A 24646-nucleotide genomic window follows, 5' to 3' on the forward strand; every position below is an offset into this window, starting at 1 on the left:
CTAGGCTACAACCACTTTTTCCTTTTGAAATAAATGAAGGGCAGGATCGCAGAGAAAATCATTATTAGCAAAACTAAAGGGTAGCCAAATCCTAATTTCAGTTCAGGCATTATTTCAAAGTTCATCCCGTAAACCCCAGCAATGAAAGTAGGCAGAGAAATACACACCGTAACTACCGTGAGCATCTTAAAAATATGGTTTTGCTCCAAGTCAATTTTATTCGAAACGTTCTCTTTTAAGTCATCCAATCTGTCAAAATTAAACTGTATGTAATCAGAAATCACAGTCAGATCATTCAGCTCGCCTCTTATACTTTCCTTCAATTCCGCTTTTTGCTCCCAATCACTTTTGATATATAATCTCAACACACGTGTGGTCTCGAGGAGTGATTCTTTTATGAGTAAGTTGTTGAAATTATGTCTAGTGATAATGTCCATGACATTGCTTGAAAAATCCTTTTGTATCAGAATATCATTCGCTAGATTTTTCACTTTTCTACTGAGGTTTTCCGTGATATCTGCGAAATAGTCAGAGATAAACTCAAACTGAAATTTAAAAATGTCATTCAAATCCGTTATCCGCTGCAGGGAATTTATTTTAGCTGGATACATCTCATTGAAATAGGTATCAAGATTTACACTGGTAAAAAGGAAAAGGCCAGATTGGGTAATTATGATAAATAATGGCTCCTCAATCATGGTTTTCTCATGATTGTAATAGGGGATAGAAAAGTGAAATGCTGCCTGTGTCTCATTTTCCAAAAAGTGAGAACTGATTTCTATATCCTCGTAATGCTTCATAATGGTGAAATCCAGCTCATAGTTCTCCTCCAGCCATCTTAAATCAGCATTGGTATGATCCAAGAACTGCATGACGTGAAAGTCCAGCTCGGAAACAGTCAGTTCGCTCACATGTTGAGCCTTGAAGGACTTTTTATTTTTTAGGAGGATTTCGATCATAGGTTAGCTTTATGTTAGACTCATGTATGATGTCATTTTACTGCTAGGTGAATTTTAAAACACTCGCCATCTTCCTTCTTCTCACAATCCAAAATGCCACTAACATATTTGGAACCCAACACAGCCAAGCGACGATGTGATAAGCTGGGATAAATTCTCCTTGATATATATTCATAAGGATAGGCAGCCAGATTCTGAGCATCACTGCTGCAAAGCATGCCGCATAGCTATAGGTCATCCAGTTTTCGTGCGAATCAAAATCTCCCTTTTTAGCTGTAAGCCATCCCATCATCGTAGTGCCTAGCCAGATAATTCCCAAGGATACAAAGCCAAGAATGCTGACGATTCCTCCTGTAGCATATAGTCCAATGTATATTCCAGCGATGCTACTGAAGAATGCGGCGGTGACGTAAACCATACCGATTTTCTTGTGAATCTTCCTATTTCTGTCTCGAAATGCCTTAGGAAATTGAGTCCAGCCGATCAGTAGGGCGAGACCTCCCAAAATGATATGGGTGTAAAATGCAGTGTTCCAAAGCGGATTGCTTAGCAATTCTTCAGATTTCGACTGAAGCAAGCCGAAGTTTCTATCAATAATAAAGTATATGATAGGATAGAGCCCTATGACTATACAAAGGAAGGTAAATATCCACCAGACAATCTTTCTTGTGTAGGCTTTCATGTATGGTAGATTTTAGATCGAGAGATGTTGTGAAAAGAGAATCTTGACATAGACTATTTCTTTGAAAGATACTTTTCCAACTGGTCAAAAGTACCACCAAATCCCTGTTCCATATTACCAATATTGTCAGTGAATACCTGTTTGGACACATCAGAAGCATGGTGGGGAAAGGAGACTAGGTCGATTCTGGTTTTGCCGTCTTCCACATAAAACTCCAGATCTACGATCGTTTCCATAGGCCAATCAGAACCAAATGGCTCTTCTGGAGCTTTGACTGTTTCTCCAGCTTCATTTGAGAAGCTATTGATAAACTGAAGTTTGGAAGATTCCTTGATGTCTTTGATCACCCATTTTGCCCACATTTCATTGCCATCTTTTCCTTTGAGTACAAAGTGAAAAATTCCTTCAGGATGAAACTCGAAGGTTTTTACTTCCATCTCATATCCCGCCGGTCCCCACCATTGTTGCAGACTCACGGAAGTGGTAAAAGCGTTATAAACTTCATCTTTAGAATGTGTAAAGTATCGGGTGATTTCGAGTTGTGCGGACATGAAGTTGGGTATTAGTGTTTTGAGAAATTTTGCTCGTATTTCATTAAGCCAAAAACAGTTATTCTATCAATTTCAGTTTTGTAAATAATCGTATATCCCATAAAAATCATATCACGAATAGTGACATCATCGAAATAAATGGATTTTCTATGCTTGAGTGGGTGATGCTCAAGAGTTTTGATTTGTTTCAAGAGTTTTTGCTTAAACCTCCTAGCTGCTTGTGGTTTATCACTTGCTATGTAAGCTACTTGTCTATTGAGATTCTTCAGAAATAGATCCTGAATCTCAATATTCATAACGCTTTATAGTTTCTTCTAAAATTTCGTCAGCTTCTTCTAAAGAATAGGTTTTTGCTTTCCCAGAATTAAGTTTCTCATATTCATTCTGTAATTCTGGTTCTGAAAATCCAAAATCATGCTCATTTTCAATCACTTGAAGATCTTGTTTATCAAATTGCTTGAGAAGAGATAAAACTTTATCACGGATCTTCTCACTGACTTTTATTTTGATCGTTTCCATCCTGTAAGATAAGATTTTAGACTTTTAAAATAAGTGAATGATATTGATTTTAAAGAATCCCCTGTAACCTCAAATGCTGAATCAGCATAATCGTTTTGGCGTCTTTTATCTCACCGGTGCTAACCATCTCGAAAGCTTCGTAAAAAGGCATTTCCAACACTTCGATGTTTTCCTCTTCGTGATCTACACCACCACCTTCACTGACTTTCATATCCTTGGAATAAGCAGCGATAAAGAAATAGAGAATCTCTGTTACTGAACCTGGAGACATGTAGGCTTCAAAGACCTTTTTCACATCTTTGACCACATACCCAGTTTCCTCCTCAGTTTCTCTTCTGATGCAGTCCTCTGCATTATCCTTATCCAACAGCCCAGCACAAGCTTCGATCATCATGCCTGTTTCATTGCCATTGGTGTAGGTTGGTAAGCGAAATTGACGAGTAAGAATAACGGTTTTCTGTTGTTGATTATACAGAAGAATTGTGGCTCCATTTCCCCTGTCGTATACTTCTCGGGTTTGGGTGATGACTTCACCAGATTTCTTTGTGTATCCGTAAGTGATCTTCCGAAGCGTGTACCAATTGTCTGATAGCACTTCAGTTTTTAAAAGTTTGATGTCCTTGATCATGAGCGTTGCTTGTGGTTAAAAAGAAACCCAGAGTTTTGGTCTGGGTCTATTATGGGATTTTTAAAATGAGTATCTGTAATCTTGCAAGTATCAGGATTAAGTTGGTTTTATTATGCGAAAATCCCCCTAACCCACTTTAGAAAAGTGGGTTAGGGGGATTTGAACCTCAACCATTCTTCCTGAGTTAGCACGTACAACATAGCGAAACGGCATATTTTTTAATGTCAATTTGATTAAGAAACACTGCCTTCTGCGTGATCCACCATCTTCCCATCCAGAGTCATGTATTCGCCCATACAGTCAGCAGTCATGCAAGAATGGACAGGAAGAATTCCAAGGATGTCACCGACTTTCACTTTTGCTAAGAGTTCATCCGATGCTTTGATGATGCCGTGTTCCTGAGAAATACTTTTGAGGAAGGATTTATCTTCAGGAATAGTCCAACCATTTTCATTGAGATAAACTACTTCCCCGAAGTTTTTCAGGCCATTTTCTCCCACCAAAACATCCTTTGCCAGATGGACTCCACCACCATGAATCAGAATTTCCTTTCGGTCTTTTTTGATGTCCACCACCGGTACAGCTAAGCAGACGGCGATGTCTTCTTTATCACAGCCACCTAATTCTGCTTGCATTAAGTCATAAAACACAAAATTTCCAGGGCCCATCTCATCAATATCTCCGAAATCCTCCATCACAGCACAACCTGGCGTATCTCCAGTTCGGGTGACTAATTTTGGGTATTCAGAATTGTATTTATGCTTCAGCATGCTCAGGGCATTTCGAGTTTGCTCATAAAGCGCTGGAATATCTGGCATATAGTAAGAGTGACCAGCATGAAGGTAAAATCCTTTGAAATTGAGCTTGTCAGACTTTTTGGCAATCAATAAAATCTCCTCAATCAAACCGAAATCAGATACTTCAACACCCGTTCTTCCATAACCTGCATCGATTTCTATGAAAAAACCTACTGGATACTCCAATTGATCAATTAGCATTTGAGCAGTTGCAGCATTGACCAATTGTACTGAAATGGATTGCTTAGCAGCTATTTTATTGAGTTTTGGGATCTCAAGTGGATTGAAAGGGAAAGCAATGTGAATATTCACCCAACCCTGGCCAGTAAGGTATTCGGCCATTTTGATGGAGGAAGCGGTCACTTCAGTGATGTTATATTCCTTAGCCCAGTCGCCGATTTGGTGAGATTGCGCCGTTTTGAAATGCGGAACAAGCTTCATATCATGACGCGCAGCTTTGTCAGCCATTCGCTTAATGTTAGCTCGACAGATTTTTTCATCCAGAAGTAGCGTAGGGGAGGTTATTTGATCGAGGTAGCTCATTAGTTATAATTGAGTTTTTAAAAATTTTATTGAAAGTAAGAAAGATTTACGAAGTGAGAAGTACGATTTACGAGATTCCCGAAGAGTTGAACGAGTTTGGTTTTGCTCGCGGCGACGCAGCGACGCAACGAAAATAGAGATTAGTGAAAACCTCACAGTTTATATTTAAGAAATACGAATTACGATTTACGAGATTCCCGAGGAGTTGAGGCTTGGTTTTTAAAAGTTAAGCACCTTTAGGCTGTAGAGATTAGAAATTGCGCCTCCCGTATAGCTATCTGGAGCGCCATCGCGGGAGATTTAATTTTTAAAGCCAAAGGAACGACACTTTATCCTTCGCCGCGCCGTTGCGTCGCCGCGAGAATATTTTTTATTGTTTCCTCCATTGCGGAAGATTTTCAAAGAGAGAAATTCTCCCCGCAATGCAGGTAACACCGCCAATTCTATTAATTTTGTCACCCAATATATAAGGCTGAAATCGGCCTAAATAGCATTCTTAATTGCCTCAACACCTTCATGGAAGCAAAGAAAATACGGAGCACCTTTATAGAGTTTTTCCAATCCAAGCAACATCACTACGTTCCCTCATCACCGATTGTGGTCAAAAATGACCCAACCTTGATGTTTACCAATGCGGGAATGAACCAGTTCAAAGACGCATTTCTAGGTAATGAAATCGCCAAATATTCCCGTGTCGCCAATTCTCAGAAATGTCTTCGGGTAAGTGGCAAGCACAATGATCTCGAGGAAGTGGGCGTGGATACCTATCACCACACCATGTTTGAAATGCTGGGCAACTGGTCTTTTGGAGATTACTTTAAGAAGGAAGCGATCGAATGGGCTTGGGAATTATTGACTCAAGTGTATGGTCTGCAAAAAGACAGATTGTATGTTTCTGTATTTCAAGGTGACGAAGGCGATAACCTAGGTTTGGATCAGGAAGCCTATGATCTTTGGAAAGCCATAGTGCCCGAAGATCGTATCATCATGGGTTCCAAAAAGGATAATTTTTGGGAAATGGGTGATGTAGGACCTTGTGGTCCATGTTCCGAAATTCATGTTGACTTGAGATCAGATGCTGAGCGTGCTCAAGTAGCAGGTAGAGATTTGGTGAATAACGATCACGAGCAAGTGATCGAGATCTGGAACTTGGTTTTCATGCAGTTCAACAGAGTTTCAGATGGATCTTTGAAGCCTCTGCCTGCAACGCACGTAGATACAGGAATGGGTTTTGAGCGATTGGTGAGAGCTATTCAGCACAAATCTTCCAATTACGACACGGATTTATTTGCGCCATTCTTGGCAGCTTTGGCTAAGAAATCAGGAAAGGTTTACGGAGAAGATTTACAGACAGACATTGCTTTCCGTGTGATTGTAGATCACATTCGTGCTATTTCATTCACCATCGCTGATGGGCAATTGCCTTCCAATAACAAGGCTGGTTATGTGATTCGTAGAATCCTGAGAAGAGCAGTGCGCTACGGCTACACGTTCTTGGGCTTTCACGAACCATTCCTATATGAGTTGACAAGTCTGATTGCTGATAATTTTGGAGATATTTTCCCAGAAGTGAGACAGCAGCAGGAGTTTATTTCCAAAGTGATTTTCGAAGAGGAGACTTCCTTCCTTCGCACGCTTGATAATGGACTGAAAATGCTCGATCAGATTAAAGCTGAATTGAGTGAAAAAGGCGAAAAAGTAATTCCAGGAAAAACAGCTTTTGATTTATACGATACCTTCGGTTTCCCGCTGGATCTGACTTCTCTGATCGCCCGCGAAAGCGGACTTTCATTGGATGAAAAAGGATTTGCCCAAGAAATGGAAGCTCAGAAAACCCGTTCTCGTGCTGCTTCAGAATCTGAAACCGGAGATTGGGTGATATTGAATGAGGACAATGGAGTCGAGTATGTAGGATACGATTTCCTTAAAGCGCATTGTCATATCATCAAGTATCGGGTGATTTCGGATAAAAAGGGCGATAAATATCAATTGGTCTTGGACAAAACACCTTTCTATGCAGAAAGTGGCGGACAGGTAGGGGATACCGGCTGGTTGATTTCTGAGACTGAGAATGTCAAAGTAATCGATACCAAGAAAGAGAATGATCTGATTGTTCATTTTGTAGAAAAACTTCCTAGTAATCCAGAAGCTCAATTCGGTGCCGAAGTAGATGCCGAGAAGCGTTTTTTGACAGAGAACAACCACACAGCAACTCACTTGCTTCAGTCGGCTTTGAAAGAAGTATTGGGAGATCACATACAGCAACGTGGTTCCTTGGTGAATCAGAATCTGCTTCGCTTTGATTTCTCACATTTCAGCAAATTATCAGATGAGGAGATTGCTAAGGTGGAGGATATAGTGAATGAGAAAATCAGACAAAATATCGCGCTGTCCGAGCAAAGAAATGTGCCTATAGAAGAGGCTAAGAAACAAGGAGCTACCGCGCTTTTTGGAGAGAAATATGGTGATTTCGTCCGTGTGATTACATTCGATAAAGATTTCTCCGTGGAACTTTGTGGAGGAACGCACGTACCTCAAACAAGTAAAATTGGCTTGTTCAAGATAATTTCTGAAGCATCAAGTGCTTCTGGTGTTCGTAGAATCGAAGCGATCACTGCTAAGTCAGCCGAGGATTATTTCCGTAAGCAGGAGAGTTTGGTGAAGGAGATTGAGGAATTGCTGAAACATCCTAAAGACCTGATGAAGTCAATTGAATCTTTGCTCCAAGAGAGAAATGACTTGAAAAAAGAGATTGATTCCTTACACATGGAGAAAGCTTCAGGTGTAAAAGTGGAATTGCTTAAGCAGTTTGTAGTTGGTGATGGAATCAATACTCTGATCGCACAGGTAGAATTGCCAAATGCGGATTCTCTGAAGAAGCTGGCGTATGAGTTGAAAAATGAGACGGAGAATGCTTTCGTGATTTTGGCTGCCAAAATTGAAGACAAACCCCAGATTGCAGTGATTATAGACGAAGATCTGATTACAGGCAAAGGTTTAAATGCTGGGCAAATCGTAAGAGAATTGGCTAAGGAGATTCAAGGCGGAGGTGGCGGACAGGCATTTTTTGCCACTGCAGGAGGAAAAAATCTAGCTGGACTAGAAAATGTAGTGACCAAGGCTAAGGAATTATATCTTTAAACAAATAGAAAATACGCGCGGATGCTTAGTGAAGAATTAAAGAATAAATACCAGTTGGTAATCGGACTTGAGGTGCATGCGCAACTTATGACCGAGAGTAAAATGTTTGCTGCTGACGCTAATCAGTATGGTGAAGCGCCCAACACGCAGATTTCAGTGATTACCCTTGGCCATCCTGGTACTTTGCCTAAGGTCAATAGGAAAGCTATTACCTATGCCATCAAGATGGGATTGGCCTGTAATTCTGAGATTACTCGACATAATGTCTTCGCAAGAAAAAATTACTTCTATCCAGATCTTCCAAAAGGTTATCAGCTTACGCAGGATAAAGGACCTATTTGTGTAGGAGGAACTGTGCCCATTCAACTAGCCGACGGAACAAAAAAGGAAGTGATCCTAAACCGTGTTCACATGGAAGAGGACGCTGGTAAATCCATTCACTTGGCAGAAGAGGATGATACCTTGGTTGATTTCAACCGTGCTGGTACACCCTTGATAGAAATCGTAACTGAGCCAGATTTGCATAGTCCTGAGGAAGCTTATGCGTTCCTGGCTGAAGTGAAAAAGCTGGTAAAATACCTTGATGTCTGCGATGGTAATATGGAAGAAGGTTCACTTCGCTGTGATGCCAACGTCTCTGTGATGCTGAAAGGTGCTACTGAACTAGGCAAAAAGGTCGAAGTGAAAAACATGAACTCATTCAGAAACGTGTTCCGTGCCATTGAGCATGAGCATGAGCGCTTGATTGGATTGATCGAGCAAGGAATAGAAGTCATCTCTGAAACAAGAACTTTTGATGCAAACACTGGACTTACAGCCAGTATGCGTACGAAGGAAGATCTGAACGATTACCGATATTTCCCTGAGCCGGACTTGAGCCCTGTGGTGGTTTCTGACGAGTGGTTGAATTCCGTGAAATCTACGATGCCAGTCTTGCCTAGAGAACTCCACAAGAAGTTTGTGGAGGAGTTTGGCTTGCCGGAGTACGATGCTAGCTTTTTGACGGAATCAAAGGATGTTGCTATGTGGTTCAATGAGCTTTGCAGTAAAACCCAAAACTATAAAGCAGCGTCTAACTGGATGATGGGCCCAGTAAAGTCATCCATGAATGAGCAGTCTTTTCACATGGATGATTTTCCAATCAGCACTGATGCTTTCGTTGCATTGATTGCATTAGTGGATGAAGGAAAAGTGAGTTATACAGTAGCTTCGCAAAATCTCTATGCTGAGATGCTGAAGAGTGCAACGGAAAGCCCACTGCAAATAGCTCAAAGACTTAACCTGATTCAAGAAAGTGACGAGTCATCTCTGAAGCCAATTGTAGAAGAAGTATTGGCTGCAAACGCTGCCAAAGTGAAAGAATATAGATCAGGCAAAAAAGGCTTGATGGGCTTGTTTATGGGATTAGTAATGAAAAAATCCCAAGGCAAAGCCGACCCTAAAGTTGCAACAAAATTATTGACTGAATTACTAGAGAATTAACCCATGCTGAATCGAATGAACGTAATCGTTTTACTTGTACTCTTATCATTTTTCTCCTGTGAGGAAAAGCAATCAAAAGATGGAAAAGTCAAAATATCAGGAACTATAGAAAATGCCCGTGAAGGCGCTGTGGTACTATCACAATTCACCGATAGCCGTCCAATAGTTTTGGATACACTTGAACTGGATAACAAGGGTGAATTCAATTATGAGGTGGATGTGAATTCTCCTACTTTCTATGAATTGAATTTCTATGGAGAAAAGCTAGTTCGACTTGCGCTATTCAAAGATGATGTGAGTCTTTCTTATGACTTTTCTAATCCAGAAAGCCTTGTTATTGAAGGTTCTAAGGATACTCAGGAAATGCTAAAAATCGAGAAATTGATGGAAGCATATCAAACCAAAGTAAATCAGCTCAATGAGGCCTATTACAAGGCTATGGGCGAAAATGATACAGAAACGATCAAGCAGATTCAGATTGATGCAATGGCGCTGGAGAGTAATCAGTCTACAGAGGTTAAGAATGTAATCAACAGCATGGGAGATAGTTTTGCTTCTCTTGCTGCTATCGGCTTATTGAATCCAAAGAATGAGTTTCAGTTTATGGATAGTTTGGTGGCTAAGCTTGACGAGAAGTATCCTGATACTAAAACAATTATTCAGCTAAAGCAGCAGTTGGATGATATGAGATCACTCTCTATGGGGCAAATAGCACCTGAAATAGAGCTTCCAAATCCTGCTGGTGAAACGGTAAAGCTTTCTGATTTGCGTGGAAAATATGTAATGATAGATTTCTGGGCAGCTTGGTGTAAGCCTTGTCGCGAAGAAAATCCTAATGTGGTGAAGCTTTATGATGAATATAAAGATAAAGGCTTCGAGATCTATGGCGTATCACTTGATCGTACCAAAGAGGCTTGGGTAGAAGCCATTGCAGAAGATGGCTTGACTTGGACTCAGGTGTCGGATTTGCAATATTTCAATTCTGCTGCTGCAGAGCTTTATCAGATTTCTGCCATTCCAGCTACATACTTGATAGATCCAGATGGTAAAATTATCGGAAAAGACCTTCGGGGCCCTAGCCTGAGAGCTAAGCTCGAAGAGATTTTTGACTAATCTGAACTTAGCATAATGCATCAAAAAAGCCTTCTGATTTTTTCAGAAGGATTTTTTGTGGATAAGAAATATGAAAGGAAGGAAGAAAAAGTACCAAACAGTCCTTCCTTTAAAAATCGAGTCACCGAAAAAGGAATAGTAAAAGTTGTTTATCACCCAAGACAAATCTACTGAAAAGATTCAAAAGAAAAACAACCTTTAAATTATTCTTATTCAAGTAAATATTAATTTTCCCTGAATTAGAGTTAATATTCTTTGAAAATTATCATTTCATTAATAAATCAATTATTTCGCTATTTTTTCATAGCTGGCAATCACGCCTCTTACCATCGCAGAACTGAATCCTTGGTGCTCCATTTCATTTAAGCCAACAATTGTACAACCTTTTGGAGTTGTTACCTTGTCAATGGCAGCTTCAGGATGTATGTTCTTTTGGATCATTAGCTCAGCTGCACCTTTGACTGTTTGATTTACAATCTTACTTGCGGTGACTGAGTCAAATCCAATTTGAATTCCCCCTTGGATCATCGCTCTCATAAATCTCAATACATAAGCGATTCCGCACGCACCCAACACAGTTGCTGCTTCCATTAGACTTTCATCAATAGGTATTGTAAACCCGATTCCATTAAACAATTCAGTCACTAAGTTGACTTGATCTGAATTTGCATTTTGTGAGCATACGCAGGTCACCGACTCCTGAATATCCGCGGCAATATTTGGCATTGCACGGAAAGCAATACTAGTCGGATCAATCACCTGGTACATTTCTTCAAGTGAAATTCCAGTTGCTAATGAAATTATGATTTGTTTTTTAGGATCGAGAGAAGGGTTGATTTCGGTAAGAATGGGAGCGACGTTATAGGGTTTTACACCCAAGATGATAATGTCAGCATTAGCTGCTGCAGAGATATTGTCACTTTGGACATTCACGCCTTTTTTCGCAAAATCACTCAGGCTTTCCACATGTCTCTTGGTAAGTGTAAGATTCTTTGGATCAAAATCAGCACGTCCCAATAGTCCATTTGCGATGGAAGCTCCCAGATTACCACAGCCGATGATGGCTATTTTTACTTTCGAAATCATAGAAAATATAATTATTGATTGGATTTGTTGATTAAAGGTAAACAAAAAGGCTGTTTTTGTGCAGATTCATAAAATATTATGCAGGTTTTATCATTCTGCTCCAAATTGATATTTAATCAGATTAGGAAAGTATAGGTCCTTAACCGCGCTTTCTTTAATGATCTCCTCCAATGCGTAGCTTTGGAGGAGATCTCTGAGTTGGAAGATAGGGGTTAGAATCAATGAATTTTTTCTTTTTATAATTATGATCCACATAACTGCAGCAGGTTTGGACTAGATATAACCTGTTGCACACTTATTAAATCTTCTTTTTGGAATACCATTTGCGTTTTTTCAGGGTTAAAAGACTCAAAAGTCTTACATTCGTCCCCTTAGATAGAATCCCTTTTTGATGCCAAAACTTATTCGAATCACCACCGTTCCTATTTCCCTGAAATTATTGCTTGCAGGGCAAATGAAGTATATGAAGGAGCAGGGATGGGATGTGCTGATGGTAAGTGCCGATGGTAGAGAAATTCCTCAGGTAGTCCGCGCAGAAGGTGCACGGCATGAAGTCATACCATTTACCCGTAAAATCACACCTTTTCAAGATCTAAAATGTCTTTGGAGACTATATCAGCTGATCAAAAAAGAACAGCCTGATATTGTGCATACGCATACCCCAAAAGCAGGATTATTGGGGATGATTGCTGCAAAATTCGCTGGAGTTCAAGTGAGAATCCACACCCTTGCAGGTATTCCATTCATGGCGGCTGAAGGTAGAAAGAAAGGACTTTTGGAAAAAATCGAGAAGCTGACCTACAGTTACGCTACTCATGTATGGCCAAATTCTATTGGGCTAAAGAATTTTGTGATAGAAAATAACCTTTGTCCTTCGGAGAAACTCACAGTAATAGGTAAGGGCTCCTCAAACGGTATTGACCTCGAGAAATTCAATCGTGGAGTTTTGAAGGAAAATCATCTGGTAGCTGCTACGATGCGAATACTCCCTGGTGAAGATGATTTTATTATTTTGTCGGTGGGCAGACTAGTCAAAGACAAGGGGATACAAGAATTAGTAGATGCTTTTTTGAGCTCGAAAATCGTAGGGAAATCAAAGCTCGTACTACTTGGAAGCTTCGAACAAGATCTAAATCCTCTTGATCCAGAGACTATAAAAATCATTACCGATCACCCTAGAATCGTACAGATAGATTGGTCAGATCATGTGGCGCACTATCTTGCTTTGGCAGATGTGCTTGTGCATCCATCTCATAGAGAGGGCTTTCCAAATGTGCTCTTAGAAGCAGGGGCGATGGAAGTTCCTGTTATTTGTTCTGATATCATTGGTAATACAGATGTTATTTCACAGCAGAAAACTGGGTTGATTTTCCCGGTAAAAAATGTGGAAATACTTAAGGAAGCTATGGAGTTTGCCTATGTCAAGCGTGATAAGATGGCAGAACTGGCAGCTAAGCTATATGAGGAGGTTTGTGAAAATTATGAACGAATTCAAGTTCAGAATGAAATTTTTACTCAGTACCAACTCGTTTTGAAGATGAATGATCGCGCGGAATAACTTATATTTGGTCATCGATAAAACTTGAATTTTTACCTATGAAATCGAGCATAACTAATGTGTCACGCATTGGAATGATTATCAACCTTGCGCGATTCCATCTGGCCTATATCAATCAAATTAAAAACACATGAAGTACCTGGTTACCGGAACTGCCGGATTTATTGGATTTCACGTTGCGCAGCAACTTTTGGAAAGAGGAGATGAAGTCGTTGGACTGGATATTATCAACGATTATTACGATATCAATCTGAAATATGCGCGTTTGGCGCACATGGGTATTCAGCGAGATCAAGTAAAAAAGGGCGAAATGGTTCAATCAGATACTATTTCAGGGTATAGATTCATTCAGTTGGACCTATCTGTCAAAGAGCCATTACTAGATCTTTTTGCTCAGGAGAAGTTTGATGTAGTTATTCATTTAGCTGCACAAGCTGGAGTTCGGTATTCACTGTCCCATCCGGAAGTATATATTGAGAGCAACATTGTGGCTTACTTGAATATTTTGGAGGCTTGCCGCTTTCATCCTGTCAAGCATTTGGTGTATGCGTCTTCCAGTTCTGTGTATGGCTCAAACGAAAAGATGCCATTTTCCACGTCAGACTCGGTGGATCATCCTATCAGTTTGTATGCTGCTTCTAAAAAGTCAAATGAACTGATGGCACATACCTATAGCCACCTTTTCAATATCCCAACAACTGGTTTAAGATTCTTTACGGTTTATGGACCTTGGGGAAGACCAGATATGGCATTGTTTCTGTTTACAGAAGCCATATTGAAAGACGAGCCAATTCAGGTATTTAACTATGGGAATATGAAGCGAGACTTCACTTACATAGATGATATAGTGAAAGGAGTAATCAAAGTAGCAGATAGACCTGCGAGTCCAAATGCTGAGTTTGATTCTCAAAACCCTGACCCAGGAAGTTCCAAGGCACCTTACAAGGTCTATAATATTGGAAACTCTTCTCCGGTTTTATTGATGGATTATATCCATGCGGTAGAAAAGGGATTAGGCAAAGAAGCTAAAATGAATATGCTTCCGTTGCAACCTGGTGATGTGCCAGCTTCACATGCAGAGGTTTCTGATTTGGTTAGAGATACAGGCTACAAACCAGATACACCAATCGACCAAGGAGTAAAATCTTTCACTGATTGGTATTTAGACTATTACAAAAAATAAGATGAGCAAATCAATTTTGATCACTGGTGGGGCCGGATTTATAGGTAGCCACGTTGTGCAACTATTCGTAGAAAAGTATTCAGAATACAAAATTGTCAATCTAGATGCATTGACTTATGCTGGAAATCTAGAGAATTTAAAAGCTGTAGAAGGTGCTTCAAACTACATCTTTGAAAAAGCAGATATTCAAGATGAAGATGCCCTCAAGGCGATTTTTGAAAAGCATAAGATCACGGATGTAATTCACCTGGCAGCTGAATCGCATGTTGATAGGTCTATTACTGATCCATTAGCTTTTGTGAAGACAAATGTGTTTGGTACGGTGAATTTATTGAATGCGGCAAAAACTTTCTGGAATGAAAATCTTGCAGATCATCTGTTCTATCACGTTTCTACGGATGAAGTATATGGCTCTTTGCACGATGGAGGATTCTTTCTAGAAACTACGGCGTACGATCCACAATCACCCTATTCAGCATCTAAGGCTTCCTCGGATCATTTTGTACGTGCTTATGCCAATACATACAAGATGAGAACGGTGATTTCGAACTGTTCAAATAATTACGGACCCAATCATTTTCCTGAGAAATTGATACCGCTTTGTATTCACAACATCAAGGAAAATAGACCTCTGCCTGTCTATGGAAAAGGGGAGAATATCCGGGATTGGTTGTTTGTAAAGGATCACGCAAGAGCAATTGATACAGTTTTTCACCAAGGTAAACCTGGAGAAACATACAATATCGGTGGATTCAATGAGTGGAAGAACATTGATATAGTGAACTTGTTATGTGCCAAAATGGACGAGAAACTAGGTCGTGAGGCTGGGACTTCTGAAAAGTTGATCACCTATGTCACTGATCGCGCTGGACACGATATGCGCTATGCTATCGATGCTACTAAAATCAAAGAGGAGCTAGGCTGGGAGCCAAGTTTACAATTTGAAGAAGGCATTGAAATTACGATTGATTGGTATTTGAATAATCAAGAGTGGCTTGATCACGTGACTTCAGGAGCCTATCAAGATTACTATTCTGAATTATATGAAAATAGATAAGACGTTATAGTCTTTGAAAAAAACACTAGCATTACTGGACTTGCCCCAAAGTTGGACGGATTAAGAATAGTATAAATTTATTGAAAGAGCTCGGTGTTTTGCCGGGCTCTTTCCGTTTTGATTCGTTGATTGCTGTAATAAGAAATGTATTCTTTTATGAGTTGCTGAGTGGACTGATATTTTTTGAGGAGTGTAAGACCTGTCTCCGATTTTGACTACGGCTGTGTGTTTTACCGGGCCAGCTACTTTACGATTGCCGTTTCCTTTGTCAGGTCAATCGTAAATCCACCAGTCAGGTTTTGTGCTTGTCCAATCACGGCCTGCTGCTCGACCTTCACAGGATAGGCATTCTGCCGGATATTGATTTGTAGGTTTTCCGGGAATGTAATCACAGATCGGTTGCAAATAAATAGGAGAAATCTCAGAGGTCACGAAGAACCTCGATACTGATGATTTTGCAACTTCAAAAAAGCCAAGAACAAGTTCATTTGGATTTTCAGTATTTATGATGTTCCCAAATACCGGAGCAGGAGGTATGTCAAAAAGGGAGCCTTTGTTATTGATGACAATATTGATTTTTTCCCAGTAATCAAAAGCCTCTCTGTTAATACTTAACTGTTTGACTGTTACAAAATATGGGAATAAGAAGGCATTGTCAAATTTCCTGATAGCCAATAATCTCTCTGTTTGCCGACTTGAAGTAACTGTCCCGTCAAATAAATTAACTCGTGTTGGATCCATGACATCAAAAATAAAACAGGGGGGAGGCGGAGGGGTACCGGGAGGAATCCAGAGTAGCTGCCAATAATGTGCTTCCTCTACTATCCACCGGAGGAATAGCTGGTCTTTTGTTTCCGGCAACTCTGATTTGGCAAATACTTTAAAAACATGCTCATCCAGCGAGGATCTGAACGGTTCATATGCCACTTGGTAGCTGAGACTGTCTTTACCAACAACATCCGGCATTTCTTGAAATTTTGACCTGTAGGTCACCCCTTCCAAAATCACCTCCAAAGCGTAACTTTTACCTCCTTTAGACTTTACACCTTCCAATTCATAAACACCATTTCCCTTGTTGAAATATGATGTTTTTTCTTCCCCTTCGGTCAGTAAATAAACTGCTGCATTTGAAACACCTTTGGGACGAAATGCCAAAGGTGCAGAGGTGCTTATATTGACAACATGCTTATCATCAATATCAGTAAACAGTCCATAGATGATTAATTGTCCCTCCTGTGTTTCCTGCCAAAAATCAAGTGGTTCAATACAAGAGAATGTTACCAAAAACAGAGAAACAAGGCAAATAGGTAGCTTTAATTTTGAATAAAAGTTCTTTTTCATCTTAAGATATTATTCTAGCCCAAACCCAAACAATCTCAATCAAACTTCCACCAATCAGGTGCGTCGTTTGTCCACCTTCTTCCCTGAGCACGCCCTTCGCAAGACGTGCATTCAGAGGCATAAGAATTTTCAGGTTTATTAGGAATATACAGACAAGGGTCGACGAGATTGAACGGGACATCTGCACGTGTTGTATAAATCCTGGTCACCTTGGTTTTGGCGACTTCAAAATACCCCAAGACTGTTTCATTTCGATCTTCAACATTGGAGATGTTTCCAAATACCGAAGCAGGGGGGATATCAAATAAGGATCCTTGATTATCGATCACAATTTTTATTTTTTCCCAATATTCATAGGCTTCCCGATTGATGCTGAGTTGCTTGACGCTCGCGAAAAATGGATATAGGAAGGAATTATCCACTAATCTTTTGCCCAATACAAAATTCCCTTTTCTGGTACTTGTACCCGAACCGTCAAATAAATTGATTCTATTGGGTTCAAATACATCCGATATAAAACAAGGTGGAGGCGGCGGCGGAGGAAATCCCGTCCCCGGTAAATATACCAAAGGCCAAAAATAAGTCTCTTCAACCATCCATCTAAGGTAGATCGGATCTGTGGAATTAGGCAGTGTCGTTTCTGAAAACACAGTAAAAACTGATTCGGGAGACTCCGTTCTAAATGGTTCTTTATTAAATTCAAAACTGATTTCATCATCCGCAAGAAGCTCAGGAACCTTCTCAAAAGTTGACATATAGACCTTGTTTTCCAGAACTACCTCAATGGCATAACTTTCCCCATCTACTGCAGCAAATCCTTCTAATGTATATTCCCCAAATCCTGATAAAAAGTATCTAAATCTTCCACCAGATGCTGTCAATAATGAAACCTTCGCATCCGAAACCCCCATTGGTGCAAGTCCAATAGCAGATGTCCTGCTAACTGAGACTACTTGTCTTTCAGGTATATCGGTCAAAAGTCCATAGATTACTAATTGCACTTCTTGGGTTTCGTCTAAAAAATCAAGTTTTTCAATGCAGGAAAACGGCAAAAAAAAGTATAGAGAAAATACCAAAAGCAGTCGGACAGATTTTTTAGTGTGTGAGATCATTTGCCAAAAGAAACAGTGTAGGTGAATGACGGAAAAGCGGTACCCAATATTGAAATCTGATAAGGTACCAATCTCGGTGTCCTTCCTTCTCTTTGAAAAAATACAGAATAGGCATTTCTCCGACCTGTGAGGTTGTAGACACTAAAATTGATCTTGTCATCCCATTTCCTTACAAATCCATTGGTTAGGTAAGAGATGTCAATCCTAAAATAATTTGGAATTCTGAATTTATTTCTGTTTCCAAAATTTGGAACATAAATCCCTCCTATGACATAGTTAGATGTTAGCCCTGTAACCGGTCTGCCTGAGGAAAAATTAAAATTTGTGTTGAAAGTCCGACCCTTTCTTATATGGAAGTTGGTGACAAGTGAAATGTTATGAGGTTTGTCAAAATTGGTAGCAAACCAATTGCCCTGATTGACCTGAATTTCAGCAAATTCAGATGTGGTTCTAATCAACGATCGGGTATAAGTATAAGCAAGCCAACCCGTGATACCGCCACTGTTTTTTTGGATCAATACTTCCGCACCATAAGCCTTGCCTTCTCCTTGAATCAATTCGGTTTCTATGTGCGGATTTACAAACAAATTAGCAAAATCTCTGTATTCCAACTGATTGTCAGTAGACCGATAAAAACCCTCTAAAGAGGTAGACCACTCATCCTCTTTGAAGTTTCGGAAGTATCCCAATGAAGCATTTTGGGACCTTTGGGGTAGGATATAAGTAGTGCTCAATTGCCAGAGATCTATTGGCGTCGGGCCCGTGGCATTGGAGATGGTCTGCAGGTATTGGTTCATGACCGAATAGCCGCCTTTGATTGAACTAGAGTTGTCAAAAGTCAAGCGGAAGGAAAGTCTTGGTTCAAAACCACTATACTTCGACACTTGTCCACTTTCTATAAAATCAACACCTGTAATAGTCAATCTCGACATTGGATTGCCATCTTGATATCTAAAGACAGAATCAGGTCCTTGTTGGACATAATTTGAATACCTGATTCCTCCAGAAAGAGAAAATTTTTCTGATGGATTCCAATCAGCAGATACAAAGGGTGCATATTCCAATCCTTTTTCTTTCTGAATTGTCTGTGCTGCAATCCCCGACTCTGCCGAGAATGGACTGAGAGATTCTGGCCTCATTTGGTATTGGATAGCTTCTGCACCGAAGTTGATGTCCACCTTTTCGAGAGTCAATAAACCTGTTATTTTTCCTTGGTAATAGTAAAGACCATTTTCAATTTTGGATGGGTCTATTGACGAGGGTTCAAAAAAACCATTGTTGAATGACCCATAAGCTGCCATTCCGACTAGAGAGAAGTTATCGGTCAAAAGATTGCGGCTAGTCAGTGACCCGACGAGATTGTCCCATTCAAATCCAAACTGATTGGAAAATCTGAAATAATCTCCGGTATTTAGCAGGTTAAAATCAAGGCTGTTATTCTCAGAAAATTGGTGGTTGATCCCCAAATAAAAATCGTGGAAGTTAATCTTGCTGTTTTTGACATCAACTTCATTTGCTTTGTTCAAAATCCAATTAGCGTTAGATAACCTGGAGGCAAATATCAGTGAGGTCTTTTCTGGGACGATAGGTCCTTCTATCAGGAATTTGCTGACCGCAGTTCCTAATGAAGCACTGCCTTTCCAGTTTTCTCTGTTACCTTTTCTCATTTCAATGTTCAATGCTGACGCACTCCTTCCCCCAAAGTAGCTCGGCACTGTTCCTTTATACAATGTGAAATTTTGGAGCGCATCACCATTAAATGATGATAGGAAACCCAATGCGTGGCTGTTACTGAGCACTATGGCCTCGTTCATCATGATCAGGTTTTGATCTGCCTGACCACCCCTTATATTCATTCCTGCCGACCCTTCACCTACAGAAGTCACTCCCGGCATGGATTGGAGCACATTGAACACGTCAGCCTCGCCCATAAACGCCGGCACAAGTTTTATCTCGCTGATGTTCATTTTGGTGACACCGGTAATAGCACTCCGTATGTTTCTGTCGCGCTCCTCTGCCTGAACAGTAAATGTTTCCAATTCAAAATCGCGGTCGGTTAGAGATATATCCAATTGGCCATCCCCATACAGAAAGACAATATAAGGAGCTGGTTTTTTCCCGAATTGCCGGAAAACGATCCGGTATTTTCCTGAATCAAGTGTAAGGGCATATTGCCCAGCTGCATCAGTATTGTTTCCAGTAAAGATTCCGTCGATATGAATGGAAACACCTTCCAGTGCCTCGGAACTCTCTGATTGAATGACCTTGCCTGTTAAAAAGTATTTTGATCTTTTGGGAAGATTTTTCTGTTCAAAACTGACTTCTGTAAATTCAGTCTGCGCATAACTTGATTGGAAATAAATGGAAAATAAAGGCATGAGCATCAGAAACAAAAGATGAGGTTTCAACCCTACATTTCTAAGGAATGGACTTTCCTCTATTGATCGAAAAAAATCTTGACGCTTGATTTTCAATTGGTTGATTTTGGGTTGTTTAATTGAATTGGTACTTCATTTATTTATTCAATTTTCAAGATTGACTTTTTTGAAATCTCTGGAATATAGAACCTATCAATGGAATATTAACTTTTCTTGTTTGGATTAGCTTATTTTCTAATTCGTCTTGAACAAATAGTTGCTTACCAAATACAAGGATCAGAGGACTAGTAAATTATATAATTCGGACGGAGATAAAAAGGATTCTTTTATCCTTAAAAACTGTAACGTCTATTCAGAACTAATCATTCTGAGCATTACGGCAAAGGCTAATAACTTTAGAACTTATTAAGACTACTAAATAAACCACGAAGGCATCGTGGTTTATTTTTTTACTTTGCTTTTTTGATATTCTGCAGGTGTTACCGAATATGTTTCTTTGAAAGTTTTGATAAAATAGGAAGGGGAACTGAAGCCTACAGCATAGGCTATTTCAGAAATGTTTTCTCCTGATTTTTCCAGTTGCTGAAGTGCCATTCTAAGCCGTTGGTCTCGGATGTAAGCTGTTGTGGAAAGTCCCGTCAAAGCCGTCAGTTTACGATGGAGCTGCATTCTGCTCATCCCTAGTTTTTTACTGAACTCATTTACTGTGAAATGGCTATCGGAAAGATCATTGTCAACGATCTCTTGAATCTTTTCTAAGAATCTTTCATCCATAGAAGTGATAGCAATGTCTTTTGGAGTGATCGAATTTCTGTTAGAATATCTTTCTCTCAGTTGAGCTCTAAGCTCAATTAGCTTCTCGATTCTTACAAGCAATCTTTTGGTTTTGAATGGTTTAAGGATAAAGTCATCTGCACCAACTCGAATACCTTCTAGTTGACTTTCTTCGTCTGCTTTGGCGGTCAGTAAGATCACAGGAATATGTGATGTCAATTCATTGCTTTTCACTTTTTTACAAAATTCAAAACCGTCCATTTCTGGCATCATTACATCTGAAATGATTAAATCAGGAATGTTTTTCAGTGCCACAAAAAGTCCTTCTTTTCCATTGGAAGCTTCCAAGGTTTGAAAATAAGGATTGAGTTCTCTGATAATAAACTCTCGGACTTTGGTGTTGTCCTCCACTACGAGAATATGCGGTAGATTTTCTCGCTCTTCTTGATTTACTACTTGTAGTTCTGGCAAGTCAAAATCCTCACTTTCCTCATCGATAACTTCTTCTGGATGGAAAGCATATTTGTCCACTGACAGCAATATAGAGACCTCAAACCATCGGGAATTTTTGAAATCAACTGTAATTTCTCCATGATATAAATGGATCATTTCTTTGATCAGGGACAATCCCAGGCCAAACCCCTGTTTGTTTTCATTTGAATTTTGAATTTTTTGAAAAATCTTATTCAGCTCATCTTTAGTGAATTGTTCCAGACTTTCATTTTTGACAGTTAAGTGAAAATTCCCTTCAGAGATATTGCATTCAAACTTTATCTCAGAGTCCTTTTTGCTGTATTTGATGGCATTTTGAATCAGGGTTTTTACTATTTTTTCAACCTTGTCAGAATCAAACCAAACCTCTGTCATCAATGGAATATCTGCTGTAAGTCGTACGCCCTTTTCAGAAGCTTGATAGAAATAGTTAGCAATAATAGATTGGATAAGTAATCCCAGGTTTCCTTTTCGGATAGTCAATTGGTTTCTACCAGCCTTAATTTTGGCTACTTCCAAAAGCTGATCAACAAGCGTCAACAACCGCTGAGAATTGATTTTTACGAGATTCAATTGTGATTTAATGACGGGATTTTCAGATTGACTGATTACACGATCGATCGGGCCTGAAATCAACGTCAAAGGTGTTCTAAATTCATGAGAGATGTTGGTGAAAAGTTGGGTCTTAAAGTCATCCATCTCCTTCAGCGTTTGTGTTTCCCTGTCTTTCATTTTAAGGGAAAACTGAATCTGCCATTTCCACTTTAGGTAGTTGTAGACTCTCCAGATGATAAGTGCTAGTAAAGCCAAATAAATTGCTTTGGCCAACGTGCTAAAATACCAAGGGGTCAAAATAGTGAATTCATAAACGACGGGTGCTTTCGCCCAAATGCCATCGTAGTTACTCGTTTTGACCAAAAAGCGATACTTTCCAGGGGCAAGATTAGTATAGCGAGCCTGATGGTTATAGCCGTTTGAAACCCAGTTTTTATCATGGTTTTCAAGCATGTATTCAAATTGATTTTTCTCAGGGGAAGAGAAAACCAAACTAGCCATATTGAACGTAAGCGTATTTTGGTTGTGATTTAACTTTAGGTTTTGACTCATTTTTACTTTTTGATCAAACACATAAAGTCCAGTAATCGCAGTTTTAGGAGGTGTTTCATTCATGGAAATATCCTCTGGATTAAACCAGTAAAATCCATCCAAACTCCCGAAATAAAGAGTGCCATCCTCATGTTTAAAGTATGCCCCAGTATTAAATTCCGTGGCTAGACCATCATAATTGGAGTAGTTGGTTATCTGAAACTGATCTTCTGATTCTTTTTCCAGTCCAACTTTAGTTATCCCCTTATTAGAACTAAGCCAAAGATTCCCATTTTGATCATCTAAGATGGAATAGATCACATTATTGGAAAGACCGGTTTCAATATTTAGGATTTTGATTTCCTCTGAATTGATGTCCATTCGGTTTAATCCACCTCCATTTGTACCAATCCAAAGTTTATTTTTTTCTAGATATAGGGATTTGATATGATCGCTACTAATTGAATTTGGGTTGTCGGGATCATGAGTTTTTACTTCGAAGTTCTCAGTAGCTAAATCAAATTTGGCGATGCCATGATTTTCCGTTCCAATCCAAAATTGCCCAGAAGGATCTTCAAGCATCGTGCGAATATTGTTGTCAGGAATACTGTTTGCTCGAAGCGGATCATGGACAAATTGCTTTAAAGCGCCCTTTTCAGGATCAAACCAAATCAAACCATCATTTCTGGTGCAAAGCCAAAATCTCTTCTGACTATCTATGAAGATTTTCCACACGGTTGTACCAGGTTGTTTGACTCTACTTTCTGAGTTAAAATGCTCAAAAGCATCTGTCCGAAGGTCTAGAATACTTAACCCTTCATCCTGATACCCTACCCAAAGTTTGCCATTATTATCCCCGGTAATGCTCATTACTCTATTGCTGGCGAGGCTGTTGGAGTTTCTTGAATCATGGACAAAAGTCTTCCAAGTTTTAGATTTCGGATTGTATCGAGTTAGTCCTTTTCCAGAGGTTCCCAGCCAGATATTTTCGTTTTCATCCACATATATCGATCGGACCACATCTATGTTAATGTTTTCGGGAACTTCTTGATTATGAAAAAAATCGAATTTCTCTAAATAGGAATCGTAAAAGCTCAATCCTGCACCATCTGAACCAAACCAAAGTGTACCAGTATAATCTTCAAAAATCGAAAGGATGTCATTGTAGTGAATTGACCTTGGATTCTGTTTGGAGTATGAAAACTGCCTCATGGCCTTATTCTTTAAGTCTATTTGCTTAATTCCTTTTCCATAAGTGGCAACCCAAAGCCGTTGCTTGGAATCAACCAATAGGTCTAAGATCATCGTCTGTGGGTTAGAATTTTCCTTTTGATCAAAAAAAGCATCCATGGTTAATGCATCGGCACCAACTTTTGAGCTCGTCCAGAGTCCACGGTTTAGTGTTCCGAACCAAAATCTTCCTGTGGGATCTTGGATGGTGACCGCCAAAACTGTCTCGTTTTCAGGTTTCCAGATCAGCTTTTGGATTTCAGAGCTTTTATTCCATAAAACCACCTCATCCCTAAAAGTTAGAATCAGATTATCATCGTCAAGATTGGCCAGATTGACGATTTCCTTATTTGGGTCAGACCAACCCATTTCGGCCTTTTTAATTTCCTCATTCCAGAAATAGAGTTGACCGGAAAGGGTTCCAAACCAGATCTTGCCCTGAGGATCTTCAATTATGCTAGTCGCTGAAGTAATTCCTTCGATTGCTTGGAATATCCCGTCTTCCTTATTTAGCATCTCAGGAATCGAGCTTTCAGGAATAATCCAAATTCTATTTTTGCTGTCTGAAAATACTTTTCCAAGTAGTAGGCGTGTCGATTCTGTGACATCTAGAAATTTTTTATCATAAACCACAAAATCCCGACCGTCATAGCGATTCAAGCCTTCCTGAGTAGCTATCCAAAGAAATCCACTTTGATCTTGGGCTATTGAGATAGCGCTGTTTTGGGATAGTCCATCATTAACTGAAAGTTGACGGAAGGAAAGGTTTTCTTGAGAATAGGTTTGGCTCCCCGCAAAAAGTAGGAGTACGACGGCTAAGTAAAATCTATACGAATAGTTTCTAATTGATAAGGTCATGGAAAAAAGTCTTAATCCCTTTCTCAATAAACTTAGAATTATAACTGAACCAGCTAGATGTAGCTGATACTTCATA

General features: G+C 39.6%; 18 protein-coding genes. 6 read left to right on the plus strand and 12 right to left on the minus strand.

The features are described 5' to 3' along the window. Positions 1-5 precede the first annotated feature (5 nt). From ESV85_RS12635 to ESV85_RS12660, 7 genes are all read right to left on the minus strand, one after another. A complete protein-coding gene (locus ESV85_RS12635) occupies positions 6-959 on the minus strand; it encodes a CorA family divalent cation transporter (protein WP_146918121.1) in 954 nt (317 codons plus the stop codon). Between the two features lie 43 nt (positions 960-1002). Next, positions 1003-1641: a DUF2306 domain-containing protein gene (locus tag ESV85_RS12640; RefSeq protein ID WP_146918123.1), complete on the minus strand. Its 639-nt coding sequence runs from the start codon at positions 1639-1641 to the stop codon at positions 1003-1005. Between the two features lie 53 nt (positions 1642-1694). After that, positions 1695-2192: an SRPBCC family protein gene (locus ESV85_RS12645; protein WP_146918125.1), complete on the minus strand. Its 498-nt coding sequence runs from the start codon at positions 2190-2192 to the stop codon at positions 1695-1697. 11 nt (positions 2193-2203) lie between these two features. Continuing rightward, positions 2204-2488, minus strand: coding sequence for a type II toxin-antitoxin system RelE/ParE family toxin (locus ESV85_RS22305; RefSeq protein ID WP_191322002.1), 285 nt, complete (start codon positions 2486-2488; stop codon positions 2204-2206). Continuing rightward, positions 2478-2711 (minus strand): hypothetical protein, encoded by a 234-nt coding sequence (locus ESV85_RS22310; protein WP_191322003.1) that lies wholly within the window; start codon positions 2709-2711, stop codon positions 2478-2480. Before ESV85_RS22310 ends, ESV85_RS22305 begins: the two co-directional genes overlap by 11 nt. Positions 2712-2760: 49 nt before the next feature. Beyond that, the gene (gene nudK / locus ESV85_RS12655) at positions 2761-3339 is read right to left on the minus strand and encodes a GDP-mannose pyrophosphatase NudK (RefSeq protein ID WP_146918127.1); all 579 of its coding nucleotides are present in this window, start codon (positions 3337-3339) and stop codon (positions 2761-2763) included. Between the two features lie 233 nt (positions 3340-3572). Beyond that, on the minus strand, positions 3573-4679 hold the full coding sequence (locus ESV85_RS12660; protein WP_146918128.1) for an alanine racemase: 1107 nt from the start codon (positions 4677-4679) through the stop codon (positions 3573-3575). Between the two features lie 516 nt (positions 4680-5195). Between ESV85_RS12660 and alaS the strand changes: the two genes are divergently transcribed. The 3 genes from alaS to ESV85_RS12675 are packed head-to-tail and all read left to right on the plus strand — an operon-like array spanning position 5196 to position 10415. Next, positions 5196-7820, plus strand: a complete 2625-nt coding sequence (gene alaS / locus ESV85_RS12665; RefSeq protein ID WP_146918130.1) for an alanine--tRNA ligase — start codon at positions 5196-5198, stop codon at positions 7818-7820. 21 nt (positions 7821-7841) lie between these two features. Continuing rightward, a complete protein-coding gene (gene gatB, locus ESV85_RS12670; protein ID WP_146918132.1) occupies positions 7842-9302 on the plus strand; it encodes an Asp-tRNA(Asn)/Glu-tRNA(Gln) amidotransferase subunit GatB in 1461 nt (486 codons plus the stop codon). Between the two features lie 15 nt (positions 9303-9317). Further along, on the plus strand, positions 9318-10415 hold the full coding sequence (locus tag ESV85_RS12675) for a TlpA disulfide reductase family protein (RefSeq protein ID WP_223275992.1): 1098 nt from the start codon (positions 9318-9320) through the stop codon (positions 10413-10415). A 285-nt stretch (positions 10416-10700) separates the two neighbouring features. Here the strand turns inward: ESV85_RS12675 and proC are convergent, their stop codons facing one another. Continuing rightward, on the minus strand, positions 10701-11501 hold the full coding sequence (proC, locus tag ESV85_RS12680) for a pyrroline-5-carboxylate reductase (RefSeq protein ID WP_146918136.1): 801 nt from the start codon (positions 11499-11501) through the stop codon (positions 10701-10703). 391 nt (positions 11502-11892) lie between these two features. Between proC and ESV85_RS12685 the strand changes: the two genes are divergently transcribed. The 3 genes from ESV85_RS12685 (at position 11893) to rfbB (ending at position 15299) form a co-directional block, all read left to right on the plus strand. Continuing rightward, positions 11893-13059 (plus strand): glycosyltransferase family 4 protein, encoded by a 1167-nt coding sequence (locus ESV85_RS12685; RefSeq protein WP_146918138.1) that lies wholly within the window; start codon positions 11893-11895, stop codon positions 13057-13059. A 130-nt stretch (positions 13060-13189) separates the two neighbouring features. Beyond that, positions 13190-14242, plus strand: coding sequence for an NAD-dependent epimerase (locus ESV85_RS12690; RefSeq protein WP_146918140.1), 1053 nt, complete (start codon positions 13190-13192; stop codon positions 14240-14242). A gap of 1 nt (position 14243) precedes the next feature. Then, the gene (gene rfbB, locus ESV85_RS12695) at positions 14244-15299 is read left to right on the plus strand and encodes a dTDP-glucose 4,6-dehydratase (protein ID WP_146918142.1); all 1056 of its coding nucleotides are present in this window, start codon (positions 14244-14246) and stop codon (positions 15297-15299) included. Between the two features lie 273 nt (positions 15300-15572). Here rfbB and ESV85_RS12700 read toward each other — a convergent pair whose 3' ends face one another. From ESV85_RS12700 to ESV85_RS12715, 4 genes are all read right to left on the minus strand, one after another. Further along, a complete protein-coding gene (locus ESV85_RS12700; RefSeq protein WP_146918144.1) occupies positions 15573-16640 on the minus strand; it encodes a DUF4249 family protein in 1068 nt (355 codons plus the stop codon). Positions 16641-16675: 35 nt separating this feature from the next. Then, entirely contained in the window at positions 16676-17752 is a 1077-nt protein-coding gene (locus ESV85_RS12705) for a DUF4249 domain-containing protein (RefSeq protein ID WP_146918146.1), read from the minus strand. Beyond that, positions 17749-20130, minus strand: a complete 2382-nt coding sequence (locus ESV85_RS12710; RefSeq protein ID WP_191322004.1) for a carboxypeptidase-like regulatory domain-containing protein — start codon at positions 20128-20130, stop codon at positions 17749-17751. The genes ESV85_RS12705 and ESV85_RS12710 overlap by 4 nt, the downstream gene beginning before the upstream one ends. A gap of 441 nt (positions 20131-20571) precedes the next feature. Next, entirely contained in the window at positions 20572-24570 is a 3999-nt protein-coding gene (locus ESV85_RS12715; protein ID WP_191322005.1) for a two-component regulator propeller domain-containing protein, read from the minus strand. Positions 24571-24646: the final 76 nt, after the last annotated feature.

Source organism: Algoriphagus aquimarinus, assembly GCF_007997215.1.
Taxonomy (GTDB): domain Bacteria; phylum Bacteroidota; class Bacteroidia; order Cytophagales; family Cyclobacteriaceae; genus Algoriphagus; species Algoriphagus aquimarinus_A.